Annotated in this window: 13 protein-coding genes and 2 pseudogenes; 7 read left to right on the top strand and 8 right to left on the bottom strand. The window is 64.1% G+C overall.

Going from position 1 to position 15,783, the window contains the following annotated elements; all coding sequences use genetic code 11:
• Positions 1–265: 265 nt before the first annotated feature.
• Positions 266–3,031 carry a zinc-dependent metalloprotease gene (locus PX52LOC_RS21255; protein WP_149111979.1) on the bottom strand — a complete coding sequence of 922 codons (2,766 nt, stop codon included), beginning with the start codon at positions 3,029–3,031 and terminating at the stop codon, positions 266–268.
• A 165-nt stretch (positions 3,032–3,196) separates the two neighbouring features.
• Between PX52LOC_RS21255 and PX52LOC_RS40745 the strand changes: the two genes are divergently transcribed.
• Together PX52LOC_RS40745 and pepF are read left to right on the top strand one after the other, a co-directional pair.
• Positions 3,197–3,361, top strand: coding sequence for a hypothetical protein (locus PX52LOC_RS40745; protein WP_168219120.1), 165 nt, complete (start codon positions 3,197–3,199; stop codon positions 3,359–3,361).
• A gap of 35 nt (positions 3,362–3,396) precedes the next feature.
• Complete coding sequence (pepF, locus tag PX52LOC_RS21250; RefSeq protein WP_149111978.1) at positions 3,397–5,196, top strand: oligoendopeptidase F; 1,800 nt, start codon at positions 3,397–3,399, stop codon at positions 5,194–5,196.
• A gap of 80 nt (positions 5,197–5,276) precedes the next feature.
• Here pepF and PX52LOC_RS21245 read toward each other — a convergent pair whose 3' ends face one another.
• The gene (locus PX52LOC_RS21245) at positions 5,277–5,618 is read right to left on the bottom strand and encodes a hypothetical protein (protein WP_149111977.1); all 342 of its coding nucleotides are present in this window, start codon (positions 5,616–5,618) and stop codon (positions 5,277–5,279) included.
• Between the two features lie 74 nt (positions 5,619–5,692).
• On the opposite strand from PX52LOC_RS21245, the gene PX52LOC_RS21240 reads away from it, so the two are divergent.
• Genes PX52LOC_RS21240 through PX52LOC_RS21230 form a run of 3 tightly spaced genes read left to right on the top strand, consistent with a single transcriptional unit; the run spans position 5,693 to position 9,596 of the window.
• Positions 5,693–6,607 (top strand): DMT family transporter, encoded by a 915-nt coding sequence (locus tag PX52LOC_RS21240; protein WP_149111976.1) that lies wholly within the window; start codon positions 5,693–5,695, stop codon positions 6,605–6,607.
• A gap of 52 nt (positions 6,608–6,659) precedes the next feature.
• Complete coding sequence (locus PX52LOC_RS21235) at positions 6,660–8,354, top strand: SMP-30/gluconolactonase/LRE family protein (RefSeq protein ID WP_149115577.1); 1,695 nt, start codon at positions 6,660–6,662, stop codon at positions 8,352–8,354.
• Between the two features lie 51 nt (positions 8,355–8,405).
• Positions 8,406–9,596: an NPCBM/NEW2 domain-containing protein gene (locus tag PX52LOC_RS21230; protein ID WP_149111975.1), complete on the top strand. Its 1,191-nt coding sequence runs from the start codon at positions 8,406–8,408 to the stop codon at positions 9,594–9,596.
• A gap of 105 nt (positions 9,597–9,701) precedes the next feature.
• On the opposite strand, the pseudogene rpsI (PX52LOC_RS43620) reads toward PX52LOC_RS21230, so the two are convergent.
• The 3 genes and pseudogenes from rpsI (PX52LOC_RS43620) to rplM all read right to left on the bottom strand — a co-directional run.
• Positions 9,702–9,803, bottom strand: a pseudogene (gene rpsI / locus PX52LOC_RS43620) (30S ribosomal protein S9); the annotation flags it as partial.
• Between the two features lie 285 nt (positions 9,804–10,088).
• Positions 10,089–10,334: pseudogene (gene rpsI / locus PX52LOC_RS42690) on the bottom strand (30S ribosomal protein S9); the annotation flags it as partial.
• Positions 10,335–10,350: 16 nt separating this feature from the next.
• Positions 10,351–10,788, bottom strand: a complete 438-nt coding sequence (gene rplM, locus PX52LOC_RS21220; protein WP_149111973.1) for a 50S ribosomal protein L13 — start codon at positions 10,786–10,788, stop codon at positions 10,351–10,353.
• Between the two features lie 163 nt (positions 10,789–10,951).
• On the opposite strand from rplM, the gene PX52LOC_RS21215 reads away from it, so the two are divergent.
• Positions 10,952–11,578 carry a hypothetical protein gene (locus PX52LOC_RS21215; protein ID WP_149111972.1) on the top strand — a complete coding sequence of 209 codons (627 nt, stop codon included), beginning with the start codon at positions 10,952–10,954 and terminating at the stop codon, positions 11,576–11,578.
• Between the two features lie 4 nt (positions 11,579–11,582).
• Here the strand turns inward: PX52LOC_RS21215 and PX52LOC_RS21210 are convergent, their stop codons facing one another.
• The 3 genes from PX52LOC_RS21210 to PX52LOC_RS21200 all read right to left on the bottom strand — a co-directional run bounded on the left by PX52LOC_RS21210 (position 11,583) and on the right by PX52LOC_RS21200 (position 14,379).
• Positions 11,583–12,530: a 4-hydroxyproline epimerase gene (locus PX52LOC_RS21210; RefSeq protein WP_246173428.1), complete on the bottom strand. Its 948-nt coding sequence runs from the start codon at positions 12,528–12,530 to the stop codon at positions 11,583–11,585.
• Positions 12,527–13,564, bottom strand: coding sequence for an RluA family pseudouridine synthase (locus tag PX52LOC_RS21205; RefSeq protein WP_149111971.1), 1,038 nt, complete (start codon positions 13,562–13,564; stop codon positions 12,527–12,529). Before PX52LOC_RS21205 ends, PX52LOC_RS21210 begins: the two co-directional genes overlap by 4 nt.
• Positions 13,565–13,629: 65 nt before the next feature.
• Positions 13,630–14,379, bottom strand: a complete 750-nt coding sequence (locus PX52LOC_RS21200; protein ID WP_149111970.1) for a hypothetical protein — start codon at positions 14,377–14,379, stop codon at positions 13,630–13,632.
• A gap of 141 nt (positions 14,380–14,520) precedes the next feature.
• Between PX52LOC_RS21200 and PX52LOC_RS21195 the strand changes: the two genes are divergently transcribed.
• Positions 14,521–15,780 carry a foldase protein PrsA gene (locus PX52LOC_RS21195; RefSeq protein WP_168219119.1) on the top strand — a complete coding sequence of 420 codons (1,260 nt, stop codon included), beginning with the start codon at positions 14,521–14,523 and terminating at the stop codon, positions 15,778–15,780.
• Positions 15,781–15,783: the final 3 nt, after the last annotated feature.

Raw genomic sequence — 15,783 nt, 5'->3', positions numbered from 1 at the left:
TGTGCCGGAGGAAGCCGTTGCGGTTGCGGCCGAACCCGCACAGGTGGGGCGTAAGGCATGTAGATCGGCGGACCGCCGAACATCGGGGATTCGCACGGAATCCCTGGGCTTCACCCCGCCTCCGAGTGGCGTGGCAGAGAGACTAGCCACGCCACCCCGGCCCCGACGATCAGCAGGCCAGCCACCACGTTCTTCGCTCGCATCGGTTCGCCCTCCTTGGCGGTCGCGAGCTTAGCACAGCCAACCTGGAACGCGAAAGGGCAGGTCACGGCTCGTTGGCCGTCACCTTCGCGTCGAGAATCTTTGCGATCCGCTCCTTCGATTCTTCCAGGAAGGCAACGGCTTCGTCGTCCGTCCCCTTTCCGCCCGCCTTCAGCGATTCGTCGATCCGCTTGCCGATGTCGCGGAGGTGCTTGCGGGCGAGGCTCCGGGCGTCCGGCGGCACGTCGGAGTTGCCGAGGAAGATCACGAAACTGCCGCCGTCGTTCTTCGACCCGACGACCATGTTCGCCAACCGGCCGAGGTACGCCCGCTGGAGGTTGCGTAGCACCACAGACGACTTCGTGGAGGAGACTTTGCCGTCCGTCGGCAGGTCGGTGAAGATCGAGTCGGTCAGCGTGCGGAACACCTCGGCGATCATCACCGGCTTCTCGTCCTTGCCGACCATGCGGGCGCTGTTCTGCAAGCGGGCGAGCGTGCCGCCGTCGAGCAGTTCGTCGAGGACCGTCTCCTGAATCGCCAGCACCTTCTCGTTCACCGGGTACTCGCCGCCGCCGAAGCTCATCTTCGTGCCCCAGTGCGACCACTTCTGCACCACGAGCTTCCGGAGCAGTTCCGGCGGGAAGGCGAACGGTTTGTCGGTCAGGATGTTGTCCTTCAGGAACGTCAGCGCCTCCCGCTGCTTGTCGGCCTTCACCGGCACGAGCGGGTCGCGGCCGTTCGGGTCGCCCTTGAAGTCGCGGTTGACGACGATGCCGCCGACGTGCCGGGCCGTCAGGAAGGCCGCGTTGCCGTAACTCTGCATGACGTGGTTGAACGCCAGCCGCAGCCGGGAGTAGCTTTCGCCGTTCTCAACGGCCTTGTCCGCGAGCTTGCCGAGGAGGTCTTGCGCGACCTTGATGCGGTCCTTGCCGAACTGCATCGGGTCGGCCCCCAGATCCCAGCGGTTGATGAACGGGTCGGCACTCCCGAACACGTCCTCATCGGTGCCGTACACGAGGTTCGGGTCGGCCACCTTCGACGCGATCTTCTTCAACTCGGAGAGTTCACCTTCCGTGCCGCCGGAGATCGGCCGGTAGGCGTACTCGATGGCCCAGTAGTCGTACGGCCCGAGCGTGGTGGTGAAGTAGTCGCCCTGCTTGACGCCGGGCGGGGCGATGTTGGCGGGGTTGTAGTCCATGACACTGCCGACGAGGCCTTGCTTGCGGGTGATCGTCGTGTCGTGCAGTTTTTCGTTCGGCAGCATCGTGCTGGCCTTGAAGTTGTGCCGCAGGCCGAGCGTGTGCCCAACCTCGTGCATCGTCGTTTCCTTCACGGCCTGTTGCAGCAACTCGTCGGGAACCTTCTCCCCGTCCTTCACGACGCCGACGGCGGCCGACATCACGGCCATCGCCAACTCGCCCCGCTTGTGGGCTGCGCACTGGCAGTAGCCGTTGCGGATCGCGTGCAACCGCTGCATCTGGCGAGCCTCTGGCGTGATCGGGGCACCGTCGTCCTTGTCGTTCCAACTGAGCGGGCTGCCGCGGAAGGCGAGCGGGTGAAGGGGCAAGTCCCAGCCCTTCTGACTCGCGCGGATGTCGCTGACCGGCTCGATCAGTCGACCCTTGTCGTCGCGGAAGATGCGCTGCTCGGTCTTGTAGTACTGGATGTAGCTCGCGTCGAAGAGGATGTCGGCGTCGAGGATTTCGCCCGTCAGCGGGTTCGCCCGGCTCGGCCCGATGGCGAACGGCACGTCCGACGCGATCCAGCGGAAGGTACTGTAAGTGATGTCTTCCGGGTCGAACTCGCCGGCCTCTTGCTGCCGCACTTCGATCGCGTTCTTGAAACCGATCTTCTCGAACGCCTTGTTCCATTCGAGGATGCCCTCGCGAACCGCCGTGCGGAATTCTTCCGGGACCGAGTTCTCGATCCAGAAGACGATCGGCTTCACCGGCGGGACGAGCTTGCCACCGTCCTTCCACGGCGGGGCAGATGCCGGGCGTTCCAGCCGCCAGCGGTTAACCATCCGCACGAAACTCGTGTCCGGGTTCTCTTTCGAGAAGTCCTTGACGGCCGACAAGAAGTGCCCGACGCGGTTGTCGGCGTACCGCGGCTGATACCCGAAGTCCGGCAGTTCGACGAACCCGTACTGCACCGTCACGGTCGTGCCGCGGCCGTCGATTACGTCGTCGGCCCCGGAGAACATCCGTCGCCGGCTGCCGTTGAACGTCGCCTGAACCTGGAGTTCGACGTTCTTCTTGAACGCCTTGATCTTCCCCCAGGTCGTGCGATTCGTGTCGAGAGAACCGAGGCCGAGTTCGGCCAAGTCGCCGAAGAAGATCGTGTTCAGGTCGATGAGGATCGACCCCTTCATCGGGTTGAGTGCCTTGATCGGCAGTGCCATCAGCACACTGTCGGCGTAGGTCGTCTCGACGGCTTTCGCGGCCGGGGTGCCGCTCTTGGCCGTGAACCGCACGTTGCGGCGGACGAGGTGGACTTTGTCGCCGACCCGCTTGAACAGCACGACCCACTGTTCGTCGAAGTTCAGCGTGCTGCCGCCCATGCCCGCCCCGCGGACGACCGAAATCGGCATGAGGAACGGGTGGTCGAGTTGAAACGGCGTGATCTCGGCGAAGACGTTTTCGTCCTTGTGGTGCAGGGTGAACAATCCGTCCGACACCTTCGCCCCGCGGACGACGCTCTCAAAGTCGGGGAACTTCTTCTCGGGCATGGCCGCCGGGGCCGGCGTGGGCGACTGGCTGACGGCTGGGCCGGTGGCGATCGCCACAAGACCGGCACCCATCGTCAATGCGGCAAGTCGGCGAAGCGACATGGATGGCTTCCTCAGTGCGGGGACAAGATGGCGGTCCCCTCACAGTACTGGATAAGCTGGGTAAGCTGCAAGCAGTGTCGCGAAAACTCCGGGCGAATCGTGGTTCCGTAGAATCGCTCTGATCGGCACAATCTGACAAATCGAGAGCCGTGAGAGGAGAACGCCATGCCTGACGGGGAGGCGATTGGATTGGTGCTCACGCTCGTGGCGGTGGCCGGTTTGGCTCTCCTTTCCACGCTCGTGTATGTCCTTACGTTGTCCTCAAAATTCAAGGATTGGTGGAAACACGGTATCGAACTGTCACCGACCGATCCGCAGAAAAAGTCCTAGAACTAACGCTTTCCCTCACCACGGAAGCATGAAGCATGTCCGCGAAACGTCTGCCCCTCCGAAGCGAAGTTGCCGCCGCCGACACCTGGGATTTGAAGTCGCTGTTCCCGCACGACGACGCCTGGGAGGCGGCCTTCCTCGAATGGGAAAAGATGATCCCGGAGTACGACCACTACCGCGGCAAGCTCGGCGAATCGGTGGACGTGGTGTCGGACTGCCTCCGCTACGAAACGAAGCTGGAACGCCTTGGCGACCGTCTCGGCACGTATGCGTTCCTGAAGGAAACCGAGGACGTGTCGAACTCGAAGTACCAGGGCATGAAGGCCCGGTACGTGGGCATCGCCAGCCGCGCGGCCGAGGCGGGCAGTTTCTTCCGGCCGGAGATTCTAGGCCTGCCGGACGAGAAGCTTCAGGAGTACATCAACTCGCCGAAGCTGGTTGCCTACAAGTTGCTGCTCGAACGCCTGATTCGCTACAAGCCGCACACGCTGTTGGCCGGCGAGGAGCGGTTGCTGGCGATGCAGATGGAAATTCACGGCACGCCGCGGAACGTCTTCGACCAATTGACCGACGCCGACATTCAGTTCGGGCCGATCGAGGTCGCCCCCGGCGAGACGATCGAACTCAGTCACAGTTCGTTCATGGTCTGCCTGGAGAACCCGAACCGGGAGGTCCGCAAGAAGGCGTTCCACCAGTTCTACGCCCAGTTCCAGGCCCACGCGAACACCCTGACGGCGACACTAGCCGGGAGCGTGAAGCAGGACGTGTACCACGCCCGCGTGCGGAACTACCCGTCGGCCCGCGAGGCGGCACTGTTCCCTGACAAGGTGCCGGTCAGCGTCTACGACAACTTGCTGGCCGCCGTGCGGGCGAACCTGCCGGCCGTCCACAAGTATTACGCCGTGCGGCAGCGAGCAATGAAGCTGCCGGACATTCACTTCTACGACGTGTACATCCCGATCCTCAACGACCTGCAAAAGCGGACCGAGTGGAACGACGGCGTCGAACTCGTCATCGACGCGCTCAAGCCGCTGGGTTCGCACTACTGCGACAACTTGGCGACCGGCCTCCGCGGGCGCTGGTGCGACCGCTACGAGAACAAGGGCAAGCACAGCGGCGCGTTCTCGTCCGGGTGTTTCGACAGCGACCCGTACATCCTGATGAACTACCAGCCGGACGTGCTGGACCACGTCTTCACGCTGGCCCACGAAGCCGGGCACAGCATGCACAGCTTCTACAGCAAGAACCAGCCGTACCAGTACTCGAACTACACGATCTTCGTGGCCGAGGTGGCGAGCACGTTCAACGAACAACTCCTCGGCGAGGCGATGAAGAAGCGGGCGACGACCGACCGCGAACGAGCGTACTTCATCAACCGCGAGATCGACGACATCCGCCGGACGATCGTCCGGCAGACGATGTTCGCCGAGTTCGAGAAGGTGACGCACGAGTTGGTCGAGAAGAATCAGCCGCTGACACTGGAGGCGATCAAGGCCGAGTACCGCAAGTTGCTCGACGCCTATTTCGGCCCGGCATTCGTGCTGGACGACGAACTGTCGTTGGAGTGCCTCCGCATCCCGCACTTCTACCGGGCGTTCTACGTCTACAAGTACGCCACCGGCCTGTCGGCCGCGATCGCGCTGGCCGAGCGGGTGACGAAGGGCGGCCCGGACGAACTGGACGCCTACCTGCGGTTCCTCAGCGGCGGCTCGTCGAAAGACCCGCTCGACCTGCTCCGCGACGCCGGCGTGGACATGGAAACGCCGGAGCCAGTGAACGCGGCCCTGGCAAAGTTCTCGCGACTGGTGGACGAGTTGGACGGGCTGCTGAAGTAAAAGCGAGCGGCCCGGCGTAAGCGGGCCGTGTCCTTGATTCGCGCAGACACGGCCCGCTTACGCCGGGCCGCTCACCTTTGTCACTTCACGATTTCCTGAATCGGCTCGTCGCCACGGAGTACGGGGTGCAGGCTGAACGGCCCCGTCGTGATGCCATAGATCGACCACGTGCCGACGATCCGCCCTTCCCCGTCGCTGCGACCGACGTACTCGACAGCGTGCTTGCCGACGTACTGCTTCGTCATGGTGAGTTGGCCGGTCGTCGTGTGACACGTCCCCCGAAAGAAAAAAAGCCCGACCATGTCCACGCCGCGGCCGGTGATCGTGCCGTCGGTAGCGAAGTGCAGTTCGAACTGCTCCATTGGCTGACGGCCGTGGATGTCCTGATGCCAAAATCCCTTCCAGGGTCCACTGGGGTACATCGCGATGGCCTCGGGCGGTAAGTGAATCGTTGGCCCATCATACTCCCCGCCGAGTGAATCCGTATCGTGGCCGGATGAGTAGTCACGGAATTCGGCCGTTCGTGTGGATGCTGTGTGGGTGTGCCTGGTTCTCCGCGATGTCCCTGCTGAGCAGCCGCCTCGGGCAAGAGCGCGTCCCGTGGCAAACGATCGCGACCGTTCGCAGTAGCGTGGCCTTCCTGCTCGCCTTGCTCATCGCCATCGTCACCGGCGTCAAGCTGGTTGCCGTCGGCCCGCGGGCGCTCTGGCTGCGGAGCATCGCGGGCAGTTGCAGTATGCTCGCGACGTTCTTCGCGCTGGCCAATCTGACCGCCTCGGAGGTCTTGACGCTGACGAACACCTTCCCGGTGTGGGTGGCGGTGTTGTCGTGGCCAATGCTCGGCGAAAAACCCAGCAGCGGTGTGTGGATCGCCGTCTGCATCTCCGTCGTCGGCGTCGCCCTGGCCGTCTATCCGACAGACGAGACCGCCCGCATGTTCCGCCTCGTGCCGGCACTCGCGGCCGTGGCCGCCGCGTTTTTCACGGCCCTCGCGATGCTCGGCCTGAGCCGGTTGAAAACCCTCGCGCCGATGGCAATTGTCGTCCACTTCTCCGGCGTGGCAACTGTCGTGTGCGCGTCGGGCTTCCTCCTGTTCCCCGTGCGGCAGGACGGGCCGAAACCGTTTGAAATCCCGGAGATGACCGCCCGCCTCTTGGCCGTCGGCTTCACCGCGATGATCGGGCAAATCTTCCTCACCCTCGCCTTCTCGCGGGGGACGGCTACGAAAATCGCGGTCGTCGGTCTGTCGCAGATCGTGATGGTGATGGTCGTCGAGGCGGCAGCCGGTTGGCGGACGTTCACGCCGATGAACCTGTTCGGCACACTGCTCATCCTCGGCCCGACGGCGTGGCTGATGGCGCGGGCGCGGAAGCCCCGAACGCCGCCCCCGGAGCCGGTCGCCATCGAGTAGTTTTCGCGTACAATCGCCGCACGACTCTTCCCACCCCCAGGGCACTTCGATGATGCGACTCCTCTCCGCGCTCGCGCTGCTACTTGCCGCGACCACCGTCACCCGGGCGGACGACCCGCCACCGAAGGGGGACGTGAGCAAGTACACGTTCGACGCGAGCAAGATCTTCCCCGGCACCACCCGCACCTATTCCGTCTACGTGCCGAAGCAGTACGACGGCGAAAAGCCAGCATGCGTGTACGTGAACCAAGACGGCATCGGCTACAACGCCCCGGCCGTCTTCGACAAGTTAATCCACGAGAAGAAGATGCCCGTCACCATCGGCGTCTTCGTCACCCCCGGCGTCGTGAAGTCCGCTGACAACAAGGCGGCCCTCGACCGCTTCAACCGCAGCTTCGAGTACGACGGCCTCGGCGACGCTTACGCCCGGTTCCTGTTGGAAGAACTGTTGCCGGACGTGGAGACGAAGAAGACCGCGGACGGTCGGGCGATCAAGATCTCCAAGAGCGGCAACGACCGGGCCATCGGCGGCGGCAGCAGCGGTGCGGTGTGTGCCTTCACCGCCGCGTGGGAACGGCCGGACGCCTTCAGCCGCGTGTTCAGCTCTATCGGCACCTACGTCGGCCTCCGCGGTGCGAACGTCTACCCGACGCTGATCCGCAAGGTCGAGCCGAAGCCGATCCGCGTGTTCCTCGAAGACGGCGAAGCCGACCAGAACATCTACGGCGGCGACTGGTGGATGGCGAACCAGGAGATGGAACGGTCGCTGAAGTTCGCCGGCTACGAGGTGAACCACGAGTGGGGCAAGGGCGGGCACAACGGCACGGCCGCCACGAAGATTTTCCCCGAGGCGATGGAGTGGCTCTGGAAGGGCTGGCCGGAACCCGTCAAGGCGGGCAAGGGTTCCTCGCAGATGCAAGCGGTGCTCATCCCCGGCGAAGATTGGAAACTCGTCGGCGAAGGGTACAAGTTCACTGAGGGGCCGATCGCTAACGCGAAGGGCGAACTCTTCTTCACCGACGTGCCAGAGGCGAAGACGTACAAGGTCGGCGACGATGGCAAACCGGTCCTGTTCAGCGAGACGAACGGCAAGGCGAGCGGCTTCGCGTTCGGCCCCGACGGCAGTTTCTACGGCTGCGGCGGGTTTGGTGTGGCGAAGTACGACTCGGCCCTGAAGACGACGAAACTGGCCGACGGATTCGGCGGGAACGACCTCGTCACCTTGCACAACGGCACGTTCTTCGTGACGGCCCCCGGCAACAACAAGAACGAAGTCTACTTCGTCAACGCGAAGGGCGATAAGAAGCTCGTCGATACCGGCATCAAGTTCCCCAACGGCATCACCGTGTCGCCCGATCAGTCGCTCCTGTACGTGGCCGAGAGCCGCACGCACTGGGTGTACAGCTTCGTGATTCAGCCGGACGGCAGCCTGAAGCACAAGCAAAAATACTTCCACCTGCACGCCCCCGACACGGCCGACGAGGCGAGTGCCGACGGTTTGAAGTGCGACCGCAACGGCGTGCTCTACGTGGCCACTCGCGTCGGCGTACAGTTCTGCGACCAAGCCGGCCGTGTGAACGGCATCATCCCGACGCCGAACGGCAAATGCGCCAACATCGCCTTCGGCGGCAAGGACTTCGACATCCTCTACGCGACCTGCATCGACAAAGTGTACGCCCGCAAGGTGAAGGCGAAGGGGGCGAACACGTTCGAAGCCCCGATCAAGCCGGCGGGGCCGCGGTTGTGATAGAATCGACAGCCCCGGCATACCGTGCCGGGGCTTTCTTGGGTGCCTGTCATGTTTGTTTCACTTCTGGTTCTGACCGCCACCTTCGGCCAAATCAAACCTGCTTCCTTCGTCGCAACGACGGCCGACGACCCCGCGACGGGGCCGTGGCAGTCGCTGGCGAAGAACTGGGCCGTCACGATCGGTGACGGGAAGCCCGTCGCAAACCTCGTATCCCTGCGCCGGGCCGACACGCCCCTACCCGCGTGGCCGCGAACGGCGGGCGTCCTTCTGACGAACGGCGACCGCATTGCCGGCGAGTTGTCCGGCGGTGACGACACCTCAATCACCCTCAAAACGACCTGGAATGGCAAGGGTCTTCGCATCCCCCTCCCCGCAGTTCAGGTACTCTGGCTGACTCCCATCCCGGCGGAGGCGTCGGACTTCCCCGACCGTTACCTTTGGCTGGAGGCCGGCCGAAAGTCGGACGTGGTGCTGTTGCGCAACGGCGACGCCGTTGCTGGCGACATCGAGAAGTTCCTGGCGGGCGGGTCGCTCCAAATTCGGCGGAAGACGGACGGCCTGTCCGCGGTGTTAGAAGCGAACGCGGTAGCTGCCGTGGCGTTGAATCCCGGCCTGGGTGCCATCCGCAAAGTGAAAGGGCCGTTCGGCCGCGTGGTGCTGACCGACGGTTCCCGCATCAGTTTCGCGACCGCGACCGCCGATGCCACAACCCTGCGTGGCAGCACGTTCTTCGGCACGGCCGTGGAACTGCCGGTCGATCGAATCGTTTCGCTCGACATTCAACAGGGCAAGGCCGCCAACCTTGCGGACTTGAAGCCCAAGAGTGAAGCGATCGAACCGTTCAACGATCTCGCTTGGCCGTGGCAGGCGAACCGCACCGTGAAGGCCCGCCCGTTGCGGCTCGCGACCAAACTCGGCACGTCGACGTTCGATACTGGCCTCGGCACGCACCCGCGAACGACGCTGACGTACGCCCTGTACGGCAAATACCGCCGGTTCACGGCCCTCGTCGGCCTCGATTCCGAGACGGGGCAGCGTGGCACCGCGAAGGTGCGGATTCTCGTGGACGGCCAAGAACAACCCCTCGAATCGCTCGCGAAGTTGACAGCAGTCGGCGGGCCGATTCCGGTGAGCGTCGATCTGGCGAAGGCGAAGGAACTGACGTTAGTCGTCGATTTCGGCCCCGGCGGTGATGTACAGGCGGATGTGAACTGGGCCGACGCGCGGCTGATTGAATAGCTCCTCTTGCGGCGTGATTAGGGCCGGCCACTTGCGGGGCGAGTGACTGACTCCAAAAACAAAGCCCGGCCGTGCGGCCGGGCTTTTCGATTCTTCTCGTCGAAGTTACCGCTTCGAGAACTGCGTCCCGCGGCGGGCACCCCGGAGACCGTACTTCTTCCGTTCCTTCATGCGGCTGTCGCGGGTGAGGAACTTACCGTCGCGGAGCTTGCGGACGATACCGATGGCCGGGTCTTCCGGCGGGGCAACCGGCGCGTTCGGGTCAACGACCGGCTTCGGCAGCATCGCGGGCCGCGGGCCGGCCGGGATGGCGGGCTTGATCGCGGCGGCAACCGGCGCGAGTTTCGGGGTCGGCGGCTTGGGGGCCGACGTTTCGCCCTTCGTTTCCTTCTTCCACGCCCGCACCGCGGTCACGTTGCCGACCGTGACGGACTTGCGTTCCGTCGCCGGGCCGAACATGACCTTGATGGCCCGGGCGATGCCCTGCCGGACCGCGTCGGCCTGGCCGGTAATGCCGCCGCCGTGCGCCTTCACAGTTACGTCCAGGCGGTTACCCAGGTCGGTCGCAGTCAGCGGGCCGCTCACGGCGGCGCGGTCCTTATCTTCCGTGAAGTAGTGCTCGAGGGCACGACCGTTGATCGTGATCGCCCCCTTGCCCTCCGACACGCGGACGCGGGCGACCGCGGTCTTGCGGCGGCCGGTGCCGAGGTAGAACGTCTTCGCTTCTTTCGTCGCCATGTTCACGGATTCCTAGTTAGTTCGTCTGCACCTTGAATTCAACGGGCTGCTGCGCCTGGTGGTCGTGCGACGGACCGGCGAACAGTTTGAGTTTCGTGATTTGCTTGTAGCCCAGCGGGCCCTTCGGGATCATCCGCTTGACGGCCAGCCGGAGGATTTCTTCCGGCTTCCGGCGGAGCATTTCCTTCGCCGGGATGATCTTCTGCCCGCCCGCGTAGTGCGAGTAGGTTTGGTAGTTCTTGTCTTCCCACTTGTTGCCGGTGAACTTCACCTTGTCCGCGTTGACGATGATGACGAAGTCACCCGTGTCGGCGTGCGGCGTGTACGTGGGCTTGTGCTTGCCCCGCAGCAGGTTCGCGATAACGACCGCAAGGCGGCCGACCACTTGATCGGTGGCGTCGATCACGAACCACTGTTGGGTCGTGTTCTGTGCGTTGGCCATGAACGTTGACATTGCTGCGAATACCTTCCACCGAGAGCGGTGCCATTTTGACGAAGAGAGTCATGATAAATCGGCCGGGATGAACGTCAAGGGAACGATTTGAGAAAGTTCCGCCCCCGCCCAGCGAATAACCCATAGAGAAGAGGGACACCGAAACCCAATGGGGGCCCAAGCCGTGTCGCAAGGTACCACCGTCCAACCCATGTTCCACCCCGAGTCCCGCCAGCCCTTCGGCCTGCCGCTCGGCAGCGTCCGGGGACTCATGTCGGTGGTCATCTGCGCCTTCTTTTGGCTGCTCCTGTTGCTGCCGAACGAGTCGCCGGCAAAGTCGGTGCTGGCGCACTTCTTCCTCTTGGGCCTCGTCTTAATGGCGTTCGCGTCGTCGCCCCGGATCGCGGAGCGGGACGTATCGCCGTTCCTGCCGTGGCTGCTGCGGATGGTGTTCGTCGGCGGGTCGGTGGCGGTGATCGCGCTCGTCCTCGTCACCCGCGACATGAACGTCGTCCAAGCCCGGTTGACGCCGGACCCGGACGAGGTCAAGGCGTGGTGGGTTCCGTTCCTCAGCACGCTCTCCGGCGGCTTCGCGTTCGGCCTGTTCTTGCGGTTCATCCTCGGCCGCGAGAACCACATCTTCCTGGCCCTGCGGGCGTGGTTCTCGGTGGTCGGCATCATCATGCTGGTCCTGGAACTCGGCCTGTTCTTCGCGATGTCCAGCGGGGCGGGCCGGATGGACGAGTTCCTCCACTACTGGCAAGCCGTCGAACTCGTCGTCGTGAGCAGCTATTTCGGTACGCGGGCGTAAAGCGTCACCGCAAGCCGTCCGGGAAAGGGTCGCCCGGTTCGCCGATCAGCGTGAGTTCGGCGGTCACGTAGGCCGTACCGGTGATGCTCGGGATCACGACGCCGGCCGACCCCCACTCGTAGCGGCCCTCGAAGACGCTGCCGATTACGCTCTCCTGCCGCCAGGTGTCGCCGGGTTTGAGCTTGCCGGCCGCCGCCAAGCAGGCCAGTTTCGCGCTCGTGCCGGTCCCGCACGGGCTGCGGTCGTAAGCCTTACCGGGGCAGAGAACGAAGTTGCGACTGTGATTGCGGCCGTCACTCGGCGGGCCGAAAAGTTCGATGTGGTCGATCTCGCCGCCGTTCGCCCCGGTGACATTCGCGGCAACCAGCGCCTGCCGGATTCGCCACGCCACGTCGGTCAAGCGTTCGACGTTTTCCTTCGCGATGGTTTCGCGGTGGTCGCTCACGAGAAAGAACCAATTCCCGCCCCAGGCGATGTCACCCGTCACGCGGCCGTACCTGTCAACTTCGACCGAAACGCCTTCGGCAAAGCGGTAACTCGGCACGTTCGCCACCATCGCGCGGTTGCGGTCGTGCAGGGTCGCCGTCACGATCCCGACCGGGGTTTCGATGCGGTGTTCGCCGGCCGCGATCCGGCCGAGGTGAGCGAGCGTGACCACGAGGCCGATGGTGCCGTGGCCGCACATGCCGAGGGTGCCGACATTGTTGAAGAAGATGACGCCCGCGGAACAGGTCGAGTCGCTCGGCGGCACGAGGAGGCCACCCACGACAACGTCGGAGCCACGCGGCTCGTTGACGACGAACGAGCGGAAGTCGTCGTGCCGCTCGCGGAAGATGCGACACCGCTCGGCGAGCGGTCCATCCCCGAGGTCCGGCCCACCGGCCACGACGATCCGCGTCGGCTCGCCGCCGGTGTGCGAGTCAACGGCCGTCACTTTCCGAACCGCCGTCATTGTTCGCCCCGGAGCTTTTCCAGCAACTTCGCGAAGTCGGCCGGCGGCGGGACTTCGTAACTCAACAGTTCGCCCGTGACCGGGTGCGTGAAGCCGAGGCTCAGGGCGTGCAGCATCGGCCGCGCGGCCCCGCTGCCGTCGGGCAACGGTTGGCCGTTCGGCGGGCGGTCGTAAACATGCTCGCCGCAGAGGGGCGTGCCGGCTTCGCCGAGGTGAATGCGTACCTGGTGCGTTCGGCCCGTTTCCAGGCGACACTCCACCCGCGAGAACGCGCCGAGGTGTTCCAGCACTTTCACGTACGTGACGGCCTTCTTGCCGTCCTCGCCCTCACCGCTGCCACGGCGGCCGTCCCCGCGGTCGGGGACGAAGGTACTCTGGATGCGGCCCGGTTTCGGCTCGCCACGCACGAGGGCCGAATAGCGGCGGTCGGTGGTGTGTTTTTTGAACTGCGTCATCAGGTCCTTCGCCACGGCGGGCGTGCGGGCGAAGACGATCACGCCGGACGTGTCGCGGTCGAGGCGGTGGACGGCGATCACGCGGCGGTCGGGCCGGCCGAGCAGAACCGGCAGATGGTCGGCGAGCGTCTTTGTCAGGAACCGCTTGCCGCGGCCGAACTCTTCGGCTTCTTCCGCGTGCCGCATCGTCGTCAGGCCGGCCGGTTTGTTGACGACGACGACGTGATCGTCCGAAAAGAGGATGTCGCACTCGAACGCCGGTTCCTGGCGTTTCGGCTCCGTTGGCGGCTTCTTCTTGGGAGATTCCGACTTCTTCGGCTTCACTTCCGCCTTCGAAGGGGCAGGCTTCTTAGCGGCCTGAGCGTTCTGAATGGCGAGAACGCCCTCGGCCACGGTGATCCGCTTGCCGGACTTCACGCGGAAGGCGATGTCGGCGACGATCTGCCCGCCAACGCGGACGTGCCGGCGGTCGATCACCCGCTTCGCCTGCGACCACGTCAGCCCGAGGTGCGCTTTCAGCACCGCGGCAAGGGTTTGGCCGTTATCGCGGCGGTCGGAGGTGATAACCACAGGAGGCATGACAAATACCAGTAGGAAACCCACGGGGTTCATCCCGTGGGCAAAGGGATTCGGCTCGTTTTCGATCAGTTGTCCACCGCGAACTCGCTGGCCTCGACTTTGTCGAGGAACTTCCAGTCGGCCGCGATGGTCATGAACTCTTTCTTGTTGTGGTGGACGACGACCTTGCCCGGCAGCATCGCGGCGTCGAACTTCTTCAGGTCCGACAGGTACGTTTCCTCGTCCACCTCGCCGCCGCCGGCCCCGGGGGCCTTGCGTTGCATCTTCACCAGGGCGTTCGTCTTCTTGTCGAAGGACAGTTTCAGTTCGCGGGACAGGCCGCCGCCGGTGACGACGACGACCGTCGCCGGGTTGCCGTTCACATCGGCGTCCTTGTCGGACTTGATGGTGAACTTCTTCCCGTCCACCAACGGCGTCAGCAGGCTGGCCTCTTGCACGAGAGCGGCCTGGATCGTCTCTTCCTTCACCTTTTCCGGCAGCGGTTGCTCGTTGCCGCCGAGGACGGCCCGCGTCTTCACCGTCTTGCCGTTGAGAATTTGCGTGGTCGTCAGCTTCAGTTTCGACAGTTCGCCCGTGATTTCGAGCTTGTACTTGTCGGGCAGCGAGTAAACCGCCGTGGAGGCGTACTCCACCTTCTGGCCGTCGGGCATGGTGATCGTGCCCTTACCGGTGGTGCGGGCGATTTTCGCCTTGTTCAAGGCTTCTTTCCCGCCGTGGGCCTCGATGGCCTTGGTGACGACGGTTGCGGCACTGTCCTGACCGAAGGCCGGTCCGGCGACGGCGAGAAAGCAGAGCGTGAAGAGAAACTGGCGCATCTTGTGGAGACTCCCGAAAACGGTCCGGTGATCCGGCTTGCAAGAGTGAGTCGGGTTGTTATATCCATTTTCCGCGAAGTGCTGCGCCCGGAACGGTCGATGACCCGGATACGCAGTCTTCCAGGACTTGGGAGAGTTGGCATGGATGCCCCGCTCCGTCGATGGTTGTTGACCGCCGGTCTCGCCGCTCTCGCCGGAACGGGCTGTACGCAATCGCGTTCGGTTCAGGTTCAAGGCCCGGCCCCACAGTGGATGTCGCCGGCGGACGAGGCCGCGCCTGTAGCCCGCGGTCAATCGCCCGACGAACCGAAGGCCCCAACCGGGCCGATCGTCATTACCGAGGCGATGCCCGACCCGCTCGCGAAAACCCCGCCCGCGGCCACACCGCGAAGCCTCGTTCAACCGGCCAGTGCGACGACCGCTTCGCGTTCCGGCCTTTCGGCCCTGTCCAATCCGCTGCACGACAAGCAGATTCAAGTGGCGGCCTTCATCGGCACGAACGTCGTCATCACCGACGACGAGGTCTACCAGATGGTCCGCCAGCGGGCCGCCGAGTACATCGAGTTGTTCGGCAGCGAGCAGACGAAGAAGGAACAGGCGGTCTACCGGGAAGAACTCCGCAAACTGATCGAGCGCGAACTCATCATCCTCGAACTCTTCACGCGGATGAAGAAGAACAAAGCCGAGGACAAGATCGAAGGGCTGAACGACCACGCCCGCGAACAGGCCAACGCCCGCCTCGCAACCTACCGCAAGGCCCGCGGCGTCCCGGAAGAGGAGTTTATCAAAGTCCTCCGCGCCCAAGGGCTGACGTACAACGGCATCCGCCGACAGCTCGAGCGCGACGCGCTCGTGCAGGTCTACTTGGAGCAGATGCTCAAGGACAAGGGGAAGTTCGTCACTCTGAACGACCTGTGGGACTACTACACGGCCAACCCGAAGGAGTTCACCGTCGATGAGAAAATCAAGTGGCTCGACTGTTTCGTGAGCTTCCAGCGGTTCGGCACGGCCGCCGAAGCGAAGGAGTACGCAGAGAATCTGTGGCGGGCGGCGTCGGCCGGCGGTGATTTTGTCGAGATCATCAAGAAGTCTGGTCACGGCGACAGCGGTCTGCGGAACGGCGAGGGCCTCGGCACGAAGCGCGGCGACTTCCAACCGGCCGAGTTGGAGAGCGTCATCGTGGAGTCGAAGGAGGGCCAACTCAGCCCGCTGCTCCAGACCGCGACGGGGTATCACATCGTGAAGGTCGTGAGCGTTCAGAAGGCCGGCGTGCGAGAGTTCGACGGCAAGGTGCAGAGCGAAATCCGCGGCAAACTCACGAAGCAACTGCAAGAGAAAGAATACGTCAAGATGATCGACGACCTCTGGCGGCGGTACCGCCCGAAGGTCGTGGGGGAATAAGTT

Origin of the sequence: Limnoglobus roseus (assembly GCF_008254045.1) — a bacterium.
Taxonomy (GTDB): Bacteria; Planctomycetota; Planctomycetia; order Gemmatales; family Gemmataceae; genus Limnoglobus; species Limnoglobus roseus.
The sequence above is the reverse complement of the archived record's forward strand: the minus strand, read 5'-3'. Positions and strand labels throughout refer to the sequence as shown.

Excerpts from the sequence above, each read along its gene's own strand:
- PX52LOC_RS21255 (WP_149111979.1), bottom strand. The coding sequence starts at position 3,031 with ATGTCGCTTCGCCGACTTGCCGCATTGACGATGGGTGCCGGTCTTGTG.
- PX52LOC_RS40745 (WP_168219120.1), top strand. The coding sequence starts at position 3,197 with ATGCCTGACGGGGAGGCGATTGGATTGGTGCTCACGCTCGTGGCGGTG.
- pepF (WP_149111978.1), top strand. The coding sequence starts at position 3,397 with ATGTCCGCGAAACGTCTGCCCCTCCGAAGCGAAGTTGCCGCCGCCGAC.
- PX52LOC_RS21245 (WP_149111977.1), bottom strand. The coding sequence starts at position 5,618 with ATGTACCCCAGTGGACCCTGGAAGGGATTTTGGCATCAGGACATCCAC.
- PX52LOC_RS21240 (WP_149111976.1), top strand. The coding sequence starts at position 5,693 with ATGAGTAGTCACGGAATTCGGCCGTTCGTGTGGATGCTGTGTGGGTGT.
- PX52LOC_RS21235 (WP_149115577.1), top strand. The coding sequence starts at position 6,660 with ATGCGACTCCTCTCCGCGCTCGCGCTGCTACTTGCCGCGACCACCGTC.
- PX52LOC_RS21230 (WP_149111975.1), top strand. The coding sequence starts at position 8,406 with ATGTTTGTTTCACTTCTGGTTCTGACCGCCACCTTCGGCCAAATCAAA.
- rplM (WP_149111973.1), bottom strand. The coding sequence starts at position 10,788 with ATGTCAACGTTCATGGCCAACGCACAGAACACGACCCAACAGTGGTTC.
- PX52LOC_RS21210 (WP_246173428.1), bottom strand. The coding sequence starts at position 12,530 with ATGACGGCGGTTCGGAAAGTGACGGCCGTTGACTCGCACACCGGCGGC.
- PX52LOC_RS21205 (WP_149111971.1), bottom strand. The coding sequence starts at position 13,564 with ATGCCTCCTGTGGTTATCACCTCCGACCGCCGCGATAACGGCCAAACC.
- PX52LOC_RS21200 (WP_149111970.1), bottom strand. The coding sequence starts at position 14,379 with ATGCGCCAGTTTCTCTTCACGCTCTGCTTTCTCGCCGTCGCCGGACCG.
- PX52LOC_RS21195 (WP_168219119.1), top strand. The coding sequence starts at position 14,521 with ATGGATGCCCCGCTCCGTCGATGGTTGTTGACCGCCGGTCTCGCCGCT.